Origin of the sequence: Prosthecobacter sp. (assembly GCF_014879935.1) — a bacterium.
Taxonomy (GTDB): Bacteria; Verrucomicrobiota; Verrucomicrobiia; order Verrucomicrobiales; family Verrucomicrobiaceae; genus Prosthecobacter.
In genome coordinates this window covers 174,870-193,124 of the sequence record NZ_JACSRD010000123.1, presented here as the reverse complement: position 1 = coordinate 193,124, position 18,255 = coordinate 174,870, and the positions used below count along the sequence as shown (strand labels likewise).

Here is an 18,255-nt window from a genome sequence, read left to right as displayed (position 1 = left end):
TCAGCGAGAAGCCTCCCTCGCTCACGCATACGCCCGCACCTCGACCACTCGCGCATGATCGAGGCCGTTGGTGGCGGTGATGTGAATGCGCAGGGCGGTGGTGGTCATCGTTTCGGGCAAAAAGTGCCTGCGGAGGCGCTGATGGTTGTTTTGGATGCTTTCGATGGTTTGCCAGCCTGCGGGCGTTTCGAGACTCAAGGCGTAATCACGCACCGTTTCGGGCTGCGGACGGCCCCAGAGCATTTTTTGCGTGTAGCCATCCGCCTGCGACAGGGTGAGGAGACGATGCAAACCGGTGTCGAAGACCAAAACGACCTCGCTGAGCGAAACGGGCTCGTTCCAGCGGATTTCGAGCGTGGCGGGAAGTGCACCGCTCATCCAGCGATGCAGGCTTGGAGACCGCCGGTCATTCGGCAGTTTCGTAACGATGCGCGTGATACCGCTGCGGATGAGTTCGGAGCTGGATTCGTTGGGTAGGCAGTAGAATGAGGGCAGTAGAATTTCAGATTTCATTCTTCTGCCCCCATTCTCCTGCCTATTGGATTGGAAAGAAGAGGCGGTGATCTTCGCGGCGGTGAGCACGAGATCGTGCGGGTCGTCGTTCGATACGCCGATGAGATAGCAATCATCGCAAAGGAGCTGCTGCTGGATAACGTGAACGAGTTTCGCATCCGCAGCGATGTCCGCAGGAAGCACGTTTTGCCTCAACGCGAGTGCCGCAGCGGTGCCGACACCTTGACCAACGACGGCGCATGTCGCCATGACGCGTGTGGAGGCAAAGGCGATGTGCGTGGCGGAGAGGTTGCGGCCGGCGAACATGAGATTTCGCGGGCCGGTGGAGACGCAGCAGCGCAGCGGAATGTCGTAGATGAAGGGCAGATGATGCTGTGTGCAGGGCGGCTCGTCAGGCGCATCGACGCCCTCGGGTGGATGCGTGTCGATGGGCCAGCCGCCGTAGGCAATGGCATCGGGAAAGGCACGTGACGCTAGCAGATCGCTCTCCGTGAGGATGTGCTGACCGATGAATCGGCGGCTTTCACGCTTGCCGGGCACGAAGCCGATCCATTCCAGCGCCCAGTGCGACGCATCAATCTCAGAGCGGTTCTTGACGAAGTCCCACACGCCGAGCGTGATGGCGAGCAACTCATCGCGGATGCGCTCGTTGTCCTTCAGCGTATCGAGACGGCCGCCCCACTCGATCCACCAGTAGCCGTATTCGAGACCGAGGTCGAAGCCGCTCTGACCGTAGGGTCGCAGCTTGAAATCCTCCGCGCTGAAGCGTCGCGCCCACGGCGGAGCTTCAAAAGGCATCTCACGCTCGTGTTTGCGCGCCTGGAACATGATCGAGGAGCCAAGCGTCTTCGCGTCCGCCTCGTCCTGCGCGAGTGATTCGCCAAACTGAGCCTTGCTCTCGCGTCCACGCATGAACGGCGCCCGGGCCTCGATGCCGAGCCGGCCATCGCCGGTGCAATCGACGAAAGTTTTTGCCCGAATGATGAACGCATCCTCGGTGGAGGGGCGTTCTGCCCGCACTTCGCTGATAAGGCCATCCTCGACCACGGCGCTGACAACCGTCGTGTTCAAATAGAGCACGAGGTTCGGCTCACGGCGGCATTTGTCATAAAGCAGCAGATCCATCAGCGCTGGCGAGCGTTGCGGATTCTGCACGGCGAGGTCGAGGCGCAGCTCCTCAATGATGCCGCCCTCGCGCAGCTCGTTTTGCAGCTCCTCTCCGCCGCTGAGCCCCGTGGCACCGACGATGTGCATGCGCACCTCGCTGCTCGCATTGCCACCGAGCACGCTGCGGTCCTGGCAAAGGATCACACGAGCGCCAAGCCGTGCCGCCGCGAGCGCACAACACACACCTGCGATGCCGCCACCGGCCACGAGCAGGTCTGTTTCGAGCGTGTGCGTGGTCACGGGCATGGCGCGTCAGAGTTCCACCGCCGTGCGGGCTGCCTTCATGCCGGTGGAGACACAGCGGAAGTCGCTGATGACATTGAAGAAGCGGAAGCCCATCGCGTGATAGCTCTTCACCTGCTCCGGCGCGCACGGAATGGCCGCGACCTTGCCGTGGCGCTGGCACGCGGCCACGACCTTCTCCAAAATGGCCCGCACCTCGGGATCGTCGGTCTTGCCGAACTTGCCGAGGCCCAGCGTGAGGTCTGCCGGGCCGACAAACAGCACATCCACGCCTGGAATCGCCGCGATCTCGTCGATGTGCGGCACGACCTCCGGCTCCTCGATCTGCACGGCGAGGAAGTTTTCGTCATTCGCCTTCGCCAGATACTCGGCAGGCGGGATGCGGCCAAAATCCGCCTCCGCATGAATGCCATCAAAGCCACGAGCACCGAGCGGCGGAAACTTCATCGCACACACCACCTCGCGTGCCTCATCGGGATGCTTCACCCGCGGCAGCATGATGCCACGCGCACCGGCCTCGATGAGTTGCAGCACATCCGTGTAGTTCGATGGCTTCACGCGGATCAACGCATCCGCGCCGCCGAGCCGGCAGGCTTGGATGAGCGCGTAAACCATCGCCGCTTCCACGCGCTTGTGCTCCAGGCAGATCCACACGGCATCAAAGCCGGACGAGGCGATCATTTCGACCAGCTCGGGATCGGTGTAGCACGACTTCGCCGTGATGACGGTCCCGCCGGAGCGGGTTTTTTGAAGGACGACGGAGGGCTGCATGAGGAATCAGATTTCGCTCAGCTTTGGCACGACGAACGGCGCACGATACTCGCGGGTGAGCAGGGCGTTGGCGGCAGCGTTATCGAGGAAGGATGCCTTGTCACCATTGACACGAAGATGCTGCCCGAGCGTGAGCTGGGTCTTGTCGAGATCGACACCGGCCTCGGCGAGGTAGTGCTTCGTGCGCTCCAGCGTGTCCTGCACGTCTTCGTGGACTCGAAGTGTGCCGAGTGCCTTCGAGATGTTGTTCACGGAGGTTTGAGCGCCGAGTCGATACGAAATGTTCGCGATGTGGCAGAGCGCGGTGCTCTGGTGGCCTTCCTCGATGTCGGCGGTGAGGTCGGTGTGTTTGCGACTGCGCACGGCGCGGAGGAAGTTGGCGAAGTGGTTCTCGGATTTGCCTTCGAAAGCACGCGCGAGATTGCCTTTCGGATCAAAGAGGCTTGTGTCGGCGATGATGCCTTCGCTGCCGTAGAAGAACCACATGGATTTGATCGTGGGATGAAACGGCGCGGTTTTGAGGCCTCGTGTTTCAGAGATGATGGTCTTGTCGCCAAAGTCGAAGATGCCGACCTGCGAGTTCGGCGTCTCAGCGACGTCCGTGTAGCCGAGACGGCCGCCGTAGCTGAGCACGCTGCGGCCCAAACCGGTCACGCCGAGGCCCCAGCGGCAGATGTCGAGCGAGTGGACGTTGTTGTTGCCGATCTCTCCATTGCCGGTGTCCCAGAACCAATGCCAGTCGTAGTGGAACTTCGGTCGCGTGAGCTTCGTCATCGGCGCGGGGCCGGCCCACAGGTCGTAATCGCACCTCGGCGGCATCACGCACTCCGCCGGGCCGCCGATGCTGCCGCGTCCGCTGTAGATGATGCTCTTCGCGAGCTTTACCTCGCCGAGTTTGCCCTCGCGCATGAATTTCACCGCCTCCGCCAAAGCACCACGCGAGCGATTCTGCGTGCCCGTCTGCGCGATGCGCCCGAGCTTCCGCGCCACCTGCACGATGCGGCGGCCTTCCTCGACATTCTGGCTCACGGGTTTCTCGACATACACATCCTTGCCCGCCTGCATCGCCCAGATCGCCGCCAGCGCATGCCAATGGTTCGGCGTGGCGATGAAAACGACATCCACCGCCTTGTCTTCAAGCACCTTCCGCAAGTCCTGCACCTTCTTCGGCATCGGCCGCTTCAGTTCGACGAGCAACGCGCCCACCTCATCCGCGCGATCGAGGTCCGGATCGCAAACATAGGCCACATCGCAATCAGCGAGCCTCGCCAACTCCCGCGCATGCGCCTTCCCACGAATCCCGCAGCCAATGATCGCCGCTGTGATTTTCTCATTCGCCGAAACCGCCGTCGTCTCGGCCCCCAGCAAAGTTTTCGGCAAAGCGACCGCCGCAGCGGCCATGAGCGAGTCTTCAAAAAAGCGTCGGCGTGTGGGTGTGAGCATGGTGGGAGGGAATACGGAGCTTTGATGGGCCTTCTGCCATGGGATGAGTCAGGTTGGCTTCCTCCTTGCGGCTTGACGCGAACTTGGCCAAAACTGGACCAGAGATCTATGTTTTGGCTGAATATAAATTTTTATATCTAGCCAAAACATGAACTTTGACCCAAGTTTTGGCTGGATATGAGTAATGCTCAAAAAACAACCCGCGTCATCGGACGCAAAGACGAACAGGAGAGGTTCGGCAAGGCGCTGACCTCTGCGGAGTCGGAGTTTATCGCTGTTTATGGTCGGCGACGGGTGGGGAAGACCTTTCTCATTCGGGAGTTCTTTGGCCCGGCAATCCGCTTTGAGCTGACCGGCATGCAGGGGGTGTCTCTCCGTGATCAACTCGCTAACTTCGCCTCCGCTTTGGCAAAGGCCAAAGGGCTGCGCGAGGCACTCCAGCCTCCGGCGACTTGGCAGGAAGCCTTCGCGCAGCTCGAACGACACATCGAGTCGCTGGGAGCGCCTGCGGAAGGCAGCAAGCATGTGATCTTTCTGGATGAGCTTCCGTGGCTGGACACATCCAGGGCGAAGTTTTGCCCTGCCCTCGAACACTTCTGGAATAGCTGGGCGTCGAAGCGGCGAGACATGCTGCTGGTCGTGTGCGGATCAGCCGCCTCATGGATGGTCAAAAATCTGGTCGAGGCCAAAGGCGGGCTTCATAACCGCGTGACTCGCAAGATCCGGCTTCTGCCGTTCACGCTGGGTGAGACGCGGGCATTCCTGAGGTCGCGCGGGGTGGACCTCACGGACTACCAAGTGATCGAACTTTTCATGGCACTGGGCGGTGTCCCTCATTACCTCAAAATGGCAGAGCCGGGCTGGTCAGCGGCCCAAATCATCGACCGCACCTGTTTCCATCCGCAGGGAGAGCTGCGGACGGAGTTCGACAACCTCTACGCATCGCTCTTCGACAAACCGGCTGAGCATCTGGCCATGGTGAAGGCTCTCGCAAAAAAGCCCAGCGGCCTCACACGAACCGAACTACTCGCCGCCGCCGGATTGCCCTCGGGTGGAACGGCTACCGGACGGCTCGAAGAGCTGGCAGAATCCGGCTTTATCCAGATGAGCGTCCCGTTCGGAAAACGTGAGAAAGACGCCGTGATCCGCCTGGCCGATGAGTTCTCGCTTTTCCATCATGCCTGGATCGCACCGCTTGGAAAAAAATCGGCGGACGAAGGCTACTGGCTGAAACAACGAGGCAGCCCCAAATGGCGTGCCTGGTCGGGATACGCATTCGAAAATGCCTGCCTCAAACATGCACCGCGAATCAAAGCAGCACTCGGCATCGGCGGCGTGCAGACCACGGAGGCACCCTGGCGTCACGCGGGCTCCGATGCCGCACCCGGTGCCCAGATCGACCTCCTCATCGACCGCGCCGATGGCACCATCAGCGTCTGCGAGATGAAGTTCTCCGAGGCCCCGTTCACCATCGACAAATCGTATGCGGCCGAACTTCGTCAAAAGCGCGACACCCTGCGCCGCATCACTGGCACTCGGAAGAACATCTTCCTCACCATGGTCACCACCTTCGGCATCGCGGACAATCCTTATGCCAAAGAGCTGGTGGCGAACTCCGTGGTGGCGGATGAGCTGTTTCGAGAGTGAGATTCGATCAGCCCACTCCTGAATAACTTGATGCGCTTCGGGGAAGTCTGACGACTTCTTCTACGAGGCTGGCACCCGCTGGATTCGTAGCGGCAAACGTGAGTTTGCCCTGCGTTCGCAGACAAGTTACTCCCTGTTCCACACTCAGCACAGTAGAGTTCGTTTACTCCCGATGTAAACTTGCCTCAGACCTTGTTGCCAATCCAGCCGCGCATGGCAGTCTGGCGTCATGAACGACACCACCTCCACCGCTGAAGCCATGCGCCTGCGCGCCTTGCAGGCGATGACGCCAACTCGTCGCTTGGACCTCGCGCTCAGTTGGAGCAAGTTGTTGCGAGATTTGATGCGTAGCTCACTGCGCCAGCAGCACCCTCATTTATCACCGGCAGAAATTCATCGTTTATACGCCGAACATCTGTTGGGCAAAGAGCTTGCCTTCAAAGCATACGGACCAACCTGAGTTCATAATTGTGGGGCAGCCGTCCCGGCTGACCCGTTGAGTCCGGAGGACTCATCCACACTCATTTTGCCATGCTCAACTCCGCCAGGTAAATCGCCGTGATCGTTTTGCCTGCGCCGTCCTTTTCATGGCTCGAATACCAGGAGACGAGTCCCTTGGTCGGCGAAAGCTCGATGAAGCCGGGATAGGAGTTATCGCCGCCGCTGGGGAGTTCGGCGAATTCGTGGAACTTATCGTCGTTGAGCCAGCCGATGGAGGTTTTCGGGCCTTTGTCTTTCGTTTGATGACGACCGCCGACGAGGATGTGATCTCCCCATTTCACCAGCATCGGGCCACCGACGAAGCGGTCAAGCGGGCGGCGGTTCCAGTCGATGTAGGGCGGTTTGGAACTGCACAGCATCGAGTTTCCGCTCCCGTTGCGATCCAGGGCCAGGACGCTGCCGTCTTTCTCAAAGAAGAAGGCAGTTTCATTGCCACCGCTCTCCTGAAAATAGGCGCGGTGGCGGAAGATGATGCCGTCATCGCTTTCGAGCATGATGGACTGGTTGTGACCGCGCTCGCCCATGCCCTCGACGGCGAAGCTGGCCTTCCGCCGGCCGCAGAGATAAACTTTGCCGTCGTGTGTGGAAGCTCGCCAGATGTAGTAGCCGAAGGTGCCCTCCAAGAGTGTCGGTTCACTCCATTGGGTGCCATCCGCGGAGGACACGGCGTAGCCGAGCTGCTTGTTCATGTCGTAGTCCTTGCGGTCGAGCAGTCCGGGGCCGGTCCACCACGTGCCGGTATAGACAAACAGGCGCTCTTTGAAGACGAGGAAGTGCGGATCACGCGTGTCGCGATCCTTCACGCTGAAGCGATGCACCGGCTGCCACGACACGCCTTCATCCGCGCTGCGCAAAACGATGACCGAAGCTGTGTTGAATACCATGTGACCGTCCGGACAACTGCGGAAGCACAGGTAAAGCGCTCCTTTGAAGCGCACGAGGTCGGTGAAGGCATTTTGTTCGCCGTTGTGGAAGACGCGGCGGATGTTTGAGACGGAAACCGGGGGCGGCTCTGCCGCCAATGACGAATGAGGAATGGTGAATGACGAGGCAAAAGCCCAAAGCAGTGCGAAGCGAAACATGGCGCGTTTACTCGATGAGTTTCGCCGCCTCTTCCTTCGCCTTCGCGAGCACTTCAGCCAGCGCGACGGGTTTACCGCCTTGGCGGAGGCTTTCATCGGCGGCTTCCATGAAGGTGAAGATCTCGATTGTCTCCTCCGCGCTCACTGGGGCGACGCCCGTGCGGAAGAACTGGCCGATCTGGCGGCAGAGGCCCTCGTAGCTCACCGCTTTGGCAGCCTGGCCGATGGATTTGCTGCCGTAGGCCACCGCGCCGAAGTCCGCCTTGCCCTTCACGATGCCGCGATACGCGCCGATGCGGCCATCTTTCCACACACCGGTCGCCACATCATGATTGCCTGCTTTGACACGCGAAACGGTCTCGCAACCCGTGCCCATGAGTGTGTAGAGCGCCTCGACGCCGTGGATGCCGTAGAAGAAAAAGTCCGGCGTGCCTTCCTGATACGAGCATGGCCCCCAAGTCTGAGCGCCCAGCAATTCACCGAGGTCCGCATTCGCCTTCAGAGCGACCATTTCCGCGCCGAATCGCGACGATGAACTGCTGAAAAACGGAACGTTGTGCTTCTTCGCCAGTTCCACGATGGCAATCGCCTCCGCCAGCGTGCCTGCGAGCGGTTTATCGATGAACACCGGCTTGCCCGCTTTGAAAATCTCCCGCGCTTCTTGCAGATGAATGCGGCCATCCACGCTCTCCAGCAGCACCACATCAACCTTCGCGAGCAGTTCCGGAATCGTCGGCACGATCTCCACGCCCATCTCACGCAGTTGCTGTGTGAACTTCTCCTTCCGAGTCGCGCTGGCCGGCATGTCCGTCCCGCCCGTGTAGCCGGTGGTTACCTTGATCCCCGCCAGTTCGCCTGTCGTCTCACCTTTGTTGAAGAGCTTCGTGAACGCCGGCACATGCGACGTATCGAGTCCCACAATGCCCGCACGGAGCGGTTTGAGGTCGTTTTGAGCGAAAGCAGCCGAGACGGCAAAAAGAGCGGAAAGAGCGAGAAGAGTCGATTTCATGGTCGCTCGTGAATACGGTGTCGAAGCCTGTCCGCATTCATCGGGCCTGCAGGTAGGCGATGAGGTCCGCCATCTGCTGCGGGGTGATGGCGGCTTCGAGGCCTTCGGGCATGAGGGAGATGCCGGGGCTGGTGAGGGATTTGATCTCGCTGCGCAAAACGGTGTCCGTGCCGCCATCGGCACGTTTGAGCGTGAGATTGCCCGCCGTCTCGCTGGCGATGAGGCCGCTCAAGGTGCGGCCGTCGATGGTTTCGACGAGGTAGAGGCTGAAGTTCGGCGAAACCTCGCGATTCGGGTCGAGGATGTTCGTGACGAGCTGCTCGGCGGTCCATGCGTTGATCGTGCCGAGGTGCGGGCCGACATCGTTGCCCTTGTCCGCGAACTTGTGGCAGACCATGCAGGCGGTTTCATAGACTTTGGAGCCGCGGGCGACATCGCCGGTCAAAGCCATGACCGCTACGTATTTGGCGATGACCTCTTTCCGGTTCGACGACGAGCCGTCGCCGATGAGTTTAGCGATGCGCTTGGCTAGCGCGGGTGTTTTCTGCCGTCCGAGCGTCGCCTTCGCGGCGACGCTGAGCTGCGCGGGCGTGATCTTCTTCGCCTCGATGGCATCCAGCAGCTTCGCGATGCGATCCGTGCGTAAGAGCAGGATGGTGGTGGCTTTGTCACGCAGCGCCGGCGTCATCTTCGGCCACGCGTCGATGAGCATGTCGGCGACGGCGGGCTCGCGGTAGCTGCCAAGGGCTTCGAGGGCGGCGAGTTGAAGATCACTGGCTGAAGAGGGCGAAAGTGCGTTTCTCAGCATGGGTGAAAAGCGATCGATCGAAGCCAGCGCCACCAGGGCGAGGCTGCTCTCATCTATCTCTTCATGATCACGGAGAGTCTTTTCGGACGTTGTGTCGATCCGCTTGTTCCACCATGCGGAGCAAGCCGTGCTCAGAGGCAAATCCGCCAGCTTTCGTCCCTTTTTGAGCGCACCTTTGGGAACAGAACGCGCTGCAATTTCCGCGAACCCGGAGGGAACGACCGGATAGTCAGACATGCCCCGCTCAATGCCTTCCAACGCCGCTGGCAACTCCATCGCCTCGACGGCCACTTTGGAATCGGCGGATTGCGCGGCTGCTTCCACGATTAGAGGAAACAGCAGCATCTTTTGCTTGGTGTCTTCTTTCCTCGGATCAAAAGCTGTAGTTGCGACTTTTGTCACGCCGGCACGCAGACACGCATTGATGGCAACAGGTGCCAGCCAGGGGTCCCGCGATCCGATGCGAAGAAGCGATTGCGCAAGAGTTGCGATTTGGGAGTCTGATGCATCGCTAAGACTGAAAACAGCGGCAAGAATACCCTGGCCCTGCTCGCCAGACCGCTCGAGCAGCTTTGTTTGCTGGTGCATGAGAATAGAAGACTGAATCAAAGAAATGGCGGACCTTACTTCTCCACTGATGACTGCCGCCTGATCAACAAGCCGACTGTCGTTCGAATCGAAAGCGTCGCGAAGTGAGTCGAATGCGAGTTGAGACAAGTCTCCGCTCTGGCCGGTCGCTGCTGCAACCATGGCCCATAGCGCTGTAATCCTCCCCTGCGCCGTCTTCCCGCTCTTCACCAGCTCCCGCAGCGGCTCCACAGCCTCTTTGTCCTGACGTTCAAAGAGCAATCGCTGCGCGGTTTCGCGGTGCCAGGCGTTGGGGTGGTCGAGGAGGGCGACGAGGTCTGTGGTGCTCGCTTGGCTGAGCTTGGGCGTGACTCGTTTTGTAGTCCCGGCTTTAGCCGGTGCTTTGTCTGAACCGTCTGAAGGCGGGACTACGGAACCGCGTGGGGTGAGTCGCCAGATTCTCCCGCGATCCCTTCCGCGCAGCAGATCGACGGCGGTGTGGATGTCGTCGGGGATGCTCCAGGGGTGCTCGATGACCTCGCGATACATGTCGCAGACGTGGAGGCAGCCGTCGGGGGCGTTGACGAAATTCACGGGGCGGAACCAGAGGTCGTCGCTGGTGCAGAAGTTTGCTTTTCCATCGACCTGCACGGCTTTGAAGGTGACGCCGTCGGGGACGAGCTTCATGCGGTAGAAGAGATTGCCGGCCACATCGGCGACGAAGGCGAAGTCGCGATACTCTTTCGGATACGCATCGCCGCGATAGACGGTGATGCCGCTCGATGAAGTGACGACGCCAGCGCCGACGAGCTCGCTTTTCGGCAGATGGCTGCCTTCCTGCACCCAGCGCTTCGCGCGGAACTCGCGCCAGGGCTCGGGCGGGCTGGTGCGATAGACGGGGAGCTGGTCGCCAGCCTCGGCGCAGTCGTTGAGGGCGCTGGGGACGACGAGATACGGATTCCGCGCGAGGTAGCGATACGGCAGGACGACGTGCTGGCAGGGATTGCGGATGTTGCAGAGGAAGCGGTTGCCCCAATCATCGAAGGTATTGCCAAAACGTGCGCCGCCGCTTTCGAGGCGCGCATCGCCGGTGCTGGGATCGAAGGAGAAGTCGTTTCGCTTGATGGGCAGCGGTTTGAAGTCTTTTGGAAGCGGCATGACGCTCTCGCTGCCGGGCACGCGTTGGATTTCGCCGCCGTTTGAGCCTCCGGCGATGTAGATGCGATGGTCGAGGCCCCAGATGGGGTTGTTCATGACGGCCTGCACGTTGAGCTTTTTGAAGCCGGTGAAGACCTTTTGCCGCACATCGGCCACGCCGTCGTCATTCGTGTCTTTGAGATACCAAACGTCCGGCGTGGCGGTGACGAAGATGCCGCCTTTCCAGCACGCAGCGCCGGTGGGCCACGACAGGCCGTCGGCGAAGACGGTGGCCTTGTCGAAGGTGCCGTCGCCATCGGTGTCGGTGAGCAGGCGCACCCTGCCGATGTGAGCATCCGTAGGGTTTTCCTGGCTGGGCTTGTGCGCGGCCTTGTCGGTGTAGGGATAGTCGTTCATCTCGCACACATAGGCGCGACCATCGGCATCGTAGGTGATGGCGACGGGATCGGTGACGAGCGGCTCGGCGGCGATGAGCTGCATCTCGAAGCTATCGAGCACATGGAAGGTCTTCGCGGCGTCCTTGGGCTCGACGGGCGGGGTGGAGGGGAAGTCGAGCTTCGAATTCGCGCTCCAAGCCACAGCGGCGAAGCACGAACCCAGGAAGGCGATGAGCAGATGATGCCGGATCATCCACTGAGCACGGCTGGGGCAGGCGTTTTCTTGCCTTCGGGCTTTGAATCGAGTCACTCAGCCGAATGATCCGTGACGCATTGCAGCCAGGTGAACACAGGCGTGTGCGGCGCATAAAGCCGACGAAGCTGGGCGTAGCTTTCCACTCCGGGCTGCTCATAGGGTCCGGATTCGCTCATGGTCTCATCCTGCTTCGGGGTGTGCTGGAGGCCGAGGACATGGCCGATTTCATGCGGGAGCCAGCTTTGCAGCGGATCGCCGATGAGGGAGACGGCGTTGGTGCTCCACCATTCGGAGGGATCGAGGTAGATCCGGCCGCGCTCAAGGCTCCACGGAAAGGTCGCATGGCCCATGTGGCCGAGCTGGCCGTCCCAGGAGCGGCCGGGCGGTGATTGGAAGCTGATCACGATGTCCGCCGGTGCCCCGACGGGCGCTTGGGAGAAAGTGAAGACACCGGCAGCCTCCCAGCATCGGAAACAGGTGCCGATGGACTGCTGCAGTTCCGTGGAAGAGAGACGGGTGGGCACACCAATGGCGTCGAGCCGCCAAGTCAGATGGCGTTTGTTCCAAAGCTGGGGTTTGGCGTAGCTGACAGGCATTCTCCGCACTGGATGCTCCTGCCAGGCGACTTCGTGATAGGCGCAGCTTCCCAGCAGCGCAGCTGTTCCTAAGGCAAGACTTAACGCGAGTGAATGTTGCTTCATGACAGACCCAAAATTCCGATCTTTGAGTCTCGCTTATGAGCCCGATTCGCATATGTAAGAATTGTAAATCCTTGTTTAGACGCATGTCATTGAGGACGCGAGCCAGGCTCCTGATCGATACGTCAAAGCCCTCGACAGCCCCATCGACGTCCATAGCTCGTCAGCCCAATCCTCAGCAGAAGCCCGGACGACACGAAGTGAGGGTGCTCCCGATTCCTCAGTGAGCGCTGAAACGGTAACCCGAGCGCTCGTTCACCCCGTAAACACCGGTGGGAGACAGGGAGTCTGCCGCATACAGCAGCCGCAACGACTCAAAATCCTTCTTTCCAGGCGGGCTAAACGGCCCTTTGCCCATGTTCGAACCAAAACGATCGGAATGTGGCAGGCCTAGAACGTTGCCAATGGAGTAAGGCAGCCAGGCCGTGATGGGGTCCCCGAGCCAGGCGAACGATTTCGTGGTCCACCATTCGGATGGATCGAGGTAGATATGACCGCGATTGGCAGTCCACGGAAAGGCTGCATCCGCCATCATCCCCAACCGCCCGTCCCATGATTTTCCCGGTGCCGAGTCGAAGCCGACCACGATGTCGGCTTTTCCACCACTGGAGGGAGAAAAGGTGAACACCCGGCCTGGCTCCCAGCTCCTGAAGCTTTTGTCGATCTCGCGAAGAAGCTCAGGTTCGGACAAATGGGCCGGAATCGGGGTCAGCGTGTTCAGCCGCCAGGTCAAATGCGGTTTGTGCCACAATCCGGGCTTGTAATAACTGACCGGCCTGGACTGCCATTCGGTGGCGCGCGGATACGCGCAATTGGCAAGGAGGCAAGGGATCAAGAGCAGGGGCGCGAGCCTGGACAGCGTGCTTTTCATGGTTGGTTGTATTTCTGCCACAATTCTCAGTTTGTCGATTGCTTGACGCAATTTTAAGAACCTCCTCAGAAAAGACGAGCCGAGTTTTGTTGCATTAAAATAATTGTAAAAAGTGTCCCTGGCCCTGTTGTAACTCATTTGGAGTCAGTGATTTAACCGCTGTTTTCCTAGAATTAGGTGGTGCGATTCCAGGGTTCGCGCACGATCACCACCTCTCTTGACCCTTTGCTTTGATTCGCCACCATGGCGGCCCTCCTTTTCCTGCCATGGCCTACATCAACGAAAACTACAACAAGCTCAAAGCCGGTTACCTCTTCCCCGAAATCGCCCGCCGTGTGAAAGCCTTCACCGAGGCGAACGCGGAGGCTGCGAAGCGCCTGATCCGTTGTGGCATCGGCGATGTGACCGAGGCGCTCCCCGAAGCCGTGCGCACGGCGATGCACAAGGCCGTCGATGAGATGGGCGACCGCAACACCTTCCGCGGTTACGGCCCGGAGCAGGGTTACGACTTCCTGCGCAACGCCATCGCTGAGCACGACTTCAAATCTCGCGGGCTGAACATCGAGGCCGATGAGATCTTCATCTCCGACGGCAGCAAGTGCGATACCGGCAACATCCTCGACATCTTTGGCGCGGGGAACAAGATCGCGATCACCGATCCGGTGTATCCGGTTTACGTCGATACGAACGTCATGGCTGGCAACACCGGTGATGCGAACGAAGCGGGGGCCTACGCCGGCCTGCACTACCTCAAATGCACGCCCGAAAATGGTTTCGTGGCCGACATTCCCTCCGAGCCCGTCGATCTCGCTTACCTCTGCTACCCGAACAATCCCACTGGGGCCGTCGCCACGCGTGCGCAGCTCGAAGCTTGGGTGAAATACGCCCTCGCGAACGGCACCACGCTCCTCTACGACGCCGCTTACGAGGCCTTCATCCGCGATCCGGAGCTGCCGCGTTCCATTTACGAGATTGAAGGCGCTCGCGACTGCGCGATCGAGTTCCGCAGCTTCTCGAAGAACGGTGGCTTCACCGGTGTCCGCTGCGGCATCGTCGTCATTCCGAAGGGTTTGATGGGCAAAACGAAGGCTGGTGGCAAGCAGGCCATCCATCCGCTCTGGAGTCGTCGTCACAGCACGAAATTCAACGGCACGAGCTACATCGTCCAGCGCGGAGCCGAGGCCATCTACAGCCCCGAAGGCAAGGCGCAGGTCAAAGCGCTCATCGAGCACTACATGGGCAATGCCACATTGCTCGTCGAAGCCTGCAAAAAGGCCGGGCTGGCCGTCTATGGCGGCGTGAACGCTCCCTACGTCTGGGTCGGCTGCCCGAATGGCCTCACGAGCTGGCAGATGTTCGACAAGATGCTCAACGAGGCAAACGTGGTCATCACGCCCGGCAGCGGCTTCGGCAGCGCCGGCGAAGGCTATTTCCGCATCAGCGCCTTCAACAGCCGCTCGAACGTCGAGGAAGTCTGCCGCCGCATCGCCGCGCTGGTTTGATCTGGCTTACGGCAGCGCCTGAAACCTCAGAAACGCCTTCTCCGTCGCCGCGGTGCTCACGGTGCGTGTGCCATCGGGATTGGTCGTGATCTGGTTTTCGGGCACGTCGGTCCAGTCGAGGAGGTTGGTGGAGGATTGCACCTTCAGCGTGCCCCATTCGGTGAAGACGGTTCGTGGACGATACGTGAGGCTCAACACACCGCTTTGCATCGCCGGCTGCGGCATCGCGGGCTGATCGAGGGCGAACTCGATCAAATTCGGCACGCCATTGCCATTTGAATCATCAGTGAACGTGCCGCTGAGGCCCTGGGCAGCCATCCATTCGTTGAATGGCAGGTTCGGATCGAGGCCGAGCACGGTCGTGGTGAGATAGTCGTCAGTCAGTGGCTCGATCGGAGTCGCTGGATAGGTGTTGTTGAAGGCCTGCACCACCATTTGGGCGATCTTCGCGTGCGCACAGGTGCTGGGGTGGAAGCCATCGCCGCTGAAGACATACCGCGGCCGGGCATCGGCATCCGCCACGCGATAGAATTCGATGCCGTTGATGCGAAACGGGTCGGTGATGAGGGCTTTCGTCATCTCATACACCCCTGGCACGAAACCGATGCCCTGCGTCTGTGCCCACGCGGCGAGGCTGGCGTTCAAAGAATCCATCGCAGCGGTGACGCGGGCGGTCTTCACGGGATCCGTGGGATAGCCCTGCTGAATCTTCGGAGTGCATCCAACGTGAGGCACGCTCACGAGCACGATGGGAATGGAGGGCTTCAATCCACGCACCCAGTCCACGAGCCACTGCAGGTTGCTCAGCGTCGTGTTCGTGACCTCAGGGCCGGCGAGGCCGTTGTAGATATTCGCATAGTAACTGTCTGCGTCATTGCCCCCCGCGAAGATCACGACGCGCTCCACATCGTAGCGAATGTGATTCTTGAGCGATGGTACCCACCAGAACTGGTTCACGGGATTGGTGATGAGGCTTTTCAATTCACTCGTCGTCGCTCCCGGCACGGCCCAGTTGTGCGCATGTCCTGTGGCCCGTATGTCCGCCCAGACGTCGAAGGAGCCCGTGTCAAACCAGTCCGTGCGGTGCTGATGGAGGATCTCGATCCAGTTCCGTGCCTGCCAGGAAGCCGGATTGCTCGGAAACAATCCCGGAAACTCAGCCTCGTACTCCTTCGTGAGGCTGTCGCCAATCACCAGGCACTGCTCCGCCTGGCTGGTGCAGGCCAGAAGCAGGAGCGCGGAAATCAGTTTTCTCATCCGGAACTCAGACGGAAAACGGACGTGGAAGTTCATCCAAAGGCGGGATCGTCGTTTCTGCCGCTCCGGTGGATCGCAACTTCGATGTCAGCACGGCTATTGAAACCGTGCACTCGATTCAAGGCAGCGTCATCTGCTTGCCTTCCATCCCGACCTTCCGGCCTTTCCTGCCATTGAACGTGTATTCGACCACAAGCGTGTTCGGAGCGGTGCGGGTGGCGGTGTTTTGCGTCTGGGTGACCATCACACGACGGCCGGTGAGCGGGTCAGTCACGACGACCGCTGTCTGGCTGCTTTGAACCAGTGTTTTTTGATTTTCAGCGGCGAGGCTGAGGTCGTCCGTGACGAGAAAAGTGAAGGGTTCCGTGAGGATGCCATCCGGGGGAAGATACTTCTGAAGCCGCTGCTTCACATTACGCGGCTGATTCCCCTCCAGCGAATACCGGGCGCTGAGAATGACAAGCTGCCCCGGTTTGAACCCTGCGACGGTGCTCTTCAGCTCGCCTTCCTTCTCGGTAATCGTCACTGCTTGTTTCGACACCCGGAATTTCCGGCCATTCATGGATCCGATCACGTCGGCAAAAGTTTCCTCCACCACGTCGAAGATGACGCCCTTGGAAAGCTGGGCAGTGCCTTTGGGGAAGCCGTCTGATCCCAGCACCTGGGCTGCCACAGTGCGCAGGAGCTGCGCTTGTTTCTTCGGGGCGTCAGCGGCGAAGCATGCGGCGATAGAAAACAACAGCAGGGATATCAAAAGGTTCTTCATGGGAGGATGCTGAGCTGGTTCCAGACGCAGGATTAGAGCTTCGGAGCGCAATAGATTCCAATAGAATTCTGGCTTCTCATACGAAATCCGTGATGGAACCAAAGTCAGCGTCGAACAAACGGCGATAGGTTCGGAAGGCGAAGTGGTCGGTCATGTTCGCGATCCAGTCGCATACGAGGCGGGCCCGTTGGCTAGCGGACTCTGACTGCTGGATCTCTTTTTCAATCGACGCTGGCATCAAATGCAGCCCCTTCGGCCGGGTGGGCTCGATGTAGCGGTCCCGCAGCACTTCGAACACGCGTTTGAGGATGAAGTCCGCCTTGTGATCGAGCTGTTGGAGCTGCGGACTGAGGAAGACGAGATCCAGGGCGATCTTCTTGTGCAGATCGGCCCGGCGACGCTGCACAGGATCGATCTGGAGGGCAAATTGATGCCGTTTCGTGCTCTGGCTGAGGAAATTGGCCGTCGGCACCAATTTGGTGGCGCGAATGCATTCGCCAATAAGGCGGTTCAGCCGCCCTTCGACGCGTCCGTCTCGCATCGCCTTGCAAAGAAACTCCACGCCGCTGCTGTCATCGCTGCTGAGCGTCTGTTCCGCCGCCCAGCGCTCGACCTTGGTCACGTTGATGAAGCCAGCGTGGATGCCATCGGCGAGATCGTTGAGCGAATAAGCGGTGTCATCCGCCCAGTCCATGATCTGGCATTCGATGCTCTTGAAGCCGTTGCGTTCCTTTCCGGGCGTGAGTTCGGCGGGAAATGCCTGGCTGCCCATCGTGAAATCCAGCCAGCGCTCCTGGTCGTCGTAGAGGTAATGATTCTTCGCGTCCGGCGTCTCGGCCCGCAGTGTCTTGTATTTCAAAACACCATCGAGCAGCGCCCGCGTGGGGTTCATGCCGGCACGGCCTTCGCTGAAAAGCGTCTGCGTCAGGATGCGCAGGGTCTGGGCGTTGCCCTCGAAACCACCGTAGGGCTTCATCAGCTCGTGCAGCGTCCGTTCACCGGCGTGGCCAAAGGGCGGGTGGCCGAGATCGTGGCTCAGGCAGGCACTTTCGACGAGATCGGGGTCGATGAAGCAGTCATCACCCAAAACGCCCCCCTGCTGGGAAAGCCAGGCACAGATGCTGCGGCCGATCTGCGCCACCTCGATGCTGTGGGTCAGCCGTGTGCGGTAGAAGTCATACTCGCCTGACAGAAACACCTGCGTCTTGCTTTGGAGGCGGCGGAACGCGCTGCTGTGAATGATGCGGTCGCGGTCGATTTGAAACGGATTGCGATATTCGCCGGGCTGCGCCGAGCGCGGATCGGAGGTTTCGAAGTCGAAGGAGGAATAAAAGCGATTCGCGGGCATGCAGGTCGTGCCCGCGATGTTGGCAGGTCAGGCGGACCGGGCAAGGACCAAGTCACCTGCGAATACCGGGCTGGCGGGCAGCCAGCAGCGGCCCATCCGCAGGTGGAGTGTCGGTTCGCGGGCGGCGTCTGCCATTCTCGAAAGCGGCCCTGAAAGGGAGCCGGTCGGCGTTTTGCAGCCGTTCGATCTCGTCCTCGCTCGCTCCCTTCGCGCGGAGCCTGCTGCGTTCATGGATGCGGGCTTTCTGGATTTCGAGCATGCGGTTTGAGAC

15 protein-coding genes are annotated in these 18,255 nt (G+C 60.2%); 4 read left to right on the top strand and 11 right to left on the bottom strand.

What is annotated here, in order from left to right; genetic code table 11:
* Positions 1-21 precede the first annotated feature (21 nt).
* The 3 genes from IAE77_RS09885 to IAE77_RS09875 are packed head-to-tail and all read right to left on the bottom strand — an operon-like array spanning position 22 to position 4,137.
* Entirely contained in the window at positions 22-1,926 is a 1,905-nt protein-coding gene (locus tag IAE77_RS09885; protein WP_294225466.1) for an FAD-dependent oxidoreductase, read from the bottom strand.
* A gap of 6 nt (positions 1,927-1,932) precedes the next feature.
* Positions 1,933-2,694, bottom strand: a complete 762-nt coding sequence (locus IAE77_RS09880; protein WP_294225463.1) for an aldolase/citrate lyase family protein — start codon at positions 2,692-2,694, stop codon at positions 1,933-1,935.
* Positions 2,695-2,700: 6 nt separating this feature from the next.
* Positions 2,701-4,137, bottom strand: a complete 1,437-nt coding sequence (locus IAE77_RS09875) for a Gfo/Idh/MocA family oxidoreductase (protein ID WP_294225460.1) — start codon at positions 4,135-4,137, stop codon at positions 2,701-2,703.
* Positions 4,138-4,314: 177 nt separating this feature from the next.
* Here IAE77_RS09875 and IAE77_RS09870 point away from each other — a divergent pair, with 177 nt between their 5' ends.
* Positions 4,315-5,784 (top strand): ATP-binding protein, encoded by a 1,470-nt coding sequence (locus IAE77_RS09870; protein ID WP_294225457.1) that lies wholly within the window; start codon positions 4,315-4,317, stop codon positions 5,782-5,784.
* A gap of 229 nt (positions 5,785-6,013) precedes the next feature.
* Positions 6,014-6,244, top strand: coding sequence for a hypothetical protein (locus IAE77_RS09865; protein WP_294225454.1), 231 nt, complete (start codon positions 6,014-6,016; stop codon positions 6,242-6,244).
* A gap of 61 nt (positions 6,245-6,305) precedes the next feature.
* On the opposite strand, the gene IAE77_RS09860 is transcribed toward IAE77_RS09865, so the two are convergent.
* The 5 genes from IAE77_RS09860 to IAE77_RS09840 form a co-directional block, all read right to left on the bottom strand.
* Positions 6,306-7,367, bottom strand: coding sequence for a sialidase family protein (locus IAE77_RS09860; RefSeq protein ID WP_294225451.1), 1,062 nt, complete (start codon positions 7,365-7,367; stop codon positions 6,306-6,308).
* 7 nt (positions 7,368-7,374) lie between these two features.
* The gene (locus tag IAE77_RS09855; protein ID WP_294225448.1) at positions 7,375-8,376 is read right to left on the bottom strand and encodes a Gfo/Idh/MocA family oxidoreductase; all 1,002 of its coding nucleotides are present in this window, start codon (positions 8,374-8,376) and stop codon (positions 7,375-7,377) included.
* A 37-nt stretch (positions 8,377-8,413) separates the two neighbouring features.
* A complete protein-coding gene (locus IAE77_RS09850) occupies positions 8,414-11,539 on the bottom strand; it encodes a PVC-type heme-binding CxxCH protein (protein ID WP_294225445.1) in 3,126 nt (1,041 codons plus the stop codon).
* A 53-nt stretch (positions 11,540-11,592) separates the two neighbouring features.
* Positions 11,593-12,243: a matrixin family metalloprotease gene (locus tag IAE77_RS09845; RefSeq protein ID WP_294225442.1), complete on the bottom strand. Its 651-nt coding sequence runs from the start codon at positions 12,241-12,243 to the stop codon at positions 11,593-11,595.
* Positions 12,244-12,460: 217 nt separating this feature from the next.
* Positions 12,461-13,249, bottom strand: a complete 789-nt coding sequence (locus IAE77_RS09840) for a matrixin family metalloprotease (protein WP_294225440.1) — start codon at positions 13,247-13,249, stop codon at positions 12,461-12,463.
* A 128-nt stretch (positions 13,250-13,377) separates the two neighbouring features.
* On the opposite strand from IAE77_RS09840, the gene IAE77_RS09835 reads away from it, so the two are divergent.
* Complete coding sequence (locus IAE77_RS09835; RefSeq protein WP_294225438.1) at positions 13,378-14,613, top strand: LL-diaminopimelate aminotransferase; 1,236 nt, start codon at positions 13,378-13,380, stop codon at positions 14,611-14,613.
* A 6-nt stretch (positions 14,614-14,619) separates the two neighbouring features.
* Here the strand turns inward: IAE77_RS09835 and IAE77_RS09830 are convergent, their stop codons facing one another.
* From IAE77_RS09830 to dgt, 3 genes are all read right to left on the bottom strand, one after another.
* Complete coding sequence (locus tag IAE77_RS09830; RefSeq protein WP_294225432.1) at positions 14,620-15,870, bottom strand: GDSL-type esterase/lipase family protein; 1,251 nt, start codon at positions 15,868-15,870, stop codon at positions 14,620-14,622.
* A 118-nt stretch (positions 15,871-15,988) separates the two neighbouring features.
* On the bottom strand, positions 15,989-16,636 hold the full coding sequence (locus tag IAE77_RS09825) for a hypothetical protein (RefSeq protein ID WP_294225430.1): 648 nt from the start codon (positions 16,634-16,636) through the stop codon (positions 15,989-15,991).
* 76 nt (positions 16,637-16,712) lie between these two features.
* On the bottom strand, positions 16,713-17,984 hold the full coding sequence (gene dgt, locus IAE77_RS09820; protein ID WP_294225428.1) for a dGTP triphosphohydrolase: 1,272 nt from the start codon (positions 17,982-17,984) through the stop codon (positions 16,713-16,715).
* Between dgt and IAE77_RS09815 the strand changes: the two genes are divergently transcribed.
* A complete protein-coding gene (locus IAE77_RS09815; RefSeq protein WP_294225426.1) occupies positions 17,983-18,252 on the top strand; it encodes a hypothetical protein in 270 nt (89 codons plus the stop codon). The genes dgt and IAE77_RS09815 overlap by 2 nt on opposite strands.
* Positions 18,253-18,255: the final 3 nt, after the last annotated feature.

Excerpts from the sequence above, each read along its gene's own strand:
- IAE77_RS09885 (WP_294225466.1), bottom strand. The coding sequence starts at position 1,926 with ATGCCCGTGACCACGCACACGCTCGAAACAGACCTGCTCGTGGCCGGT.
- IAE77_RS09880 (WP_294225463.1), bottom strand. The coding sequence starts at position 2,694 with ATGCAGCCCTCCGTCGTCCTTCAAAAAACCCGCTCCGGCGGGACCGTC.
- IAE77_RS09875 (WP_294225460.1), bottom strand. The coding sequence starts at position 4,137 with ATGCTCACACCCACACGCCGACGCTTTTTTGAAGACTCGCTCATGGCC.
- IAE77_RS09870 (WP_294225457.1), top strand. The coding sequence starts at position 4,315 with ATGAGTAATGCTCAAAAAACAACCCGCGTCATCGGACGCAAAGACGAA.
- IAE77_RS09865 (WP_294225454.1), top strand. The coding sequence starts at position 6,014 with ATGAACGACACCACCTCCACCGCTGAAGCCATGCGCCTGCGCGCCTTG.
- IAE77_RS09860 (WP_294225451.1), bottom strand. The coding sequence starts at position 7,367 with ATGTTTCGCTTCGCACTGCTTTGGGCTTTTGCCTCGTCATTCACCATT.
- IAE77_RS09855 (WP_294225448.1), bottom strand. The coding sequence starts at position 8,376 with ATGAAATCGACTCTTCTCGCTCTTTCCGCTCTTTTTGCCGTCTCGGCT.
- IAE77_RS09850 (WP_294225445.1), bottom strand. The coding sequence starts at position 11,539 with ATGATCCGGCATCATCTGCTCATCGCCTTCCTGGGTTCGTGCTTCGCC.
- IAE77_RS09845 (WP_294225442.1), bottom strand. The coding sequence starts at position 12,243 with ATGAAGCAACATTCACTCGCGTTAAGTCTTGCCTTAGGAACAGCTGCG.
- IAE77_RS09840 (WP_294225440.1), bottom strand. The coding sequence starts at position 13,249 with ATGAGTTACAACAGGGCCAGGGACACTTTTTACAATTATTTTAATGCA.
- IAE77_RS09835 (WP_294225438.1), top strand. The coding sequence starts at position 13,378 with ATGGCCTACATCAACGAAAACTACAACAAGCTCAAAGCCGGTTACCTC.
- IAE77_RS09830 (WP_294225432.1), bottom strand. The coding sequence starts at position 15,870 with ATGAGAAAACTGATTTCCGCGCTCCTGCTTCTGGCCTGCACCAGCCAG.
- IAE77_RS09825 (WP_294225430.1), bottom strand. The coding sequence starts at position 16,636 with ATGAAGAACCTTTTGATATCCCTGCTGTTGTTTTCTATCGCCGCATGC.
- IAE77_RS09815 (WP_294225426.1), top strand. The coding sequence starts at position 17,983 with ATGCAGGTCGTGCCCGCGATGTTGGCAGGTCAGGCGGACCGGGCAAGG.
- dgt (WP_294225428.1), bottom strand. The coding sequence starts at position 17,984 with ATGCCCGCGAATCGCTTTTATTCCTCCTTCGACTTCGAAACCTCCGAT.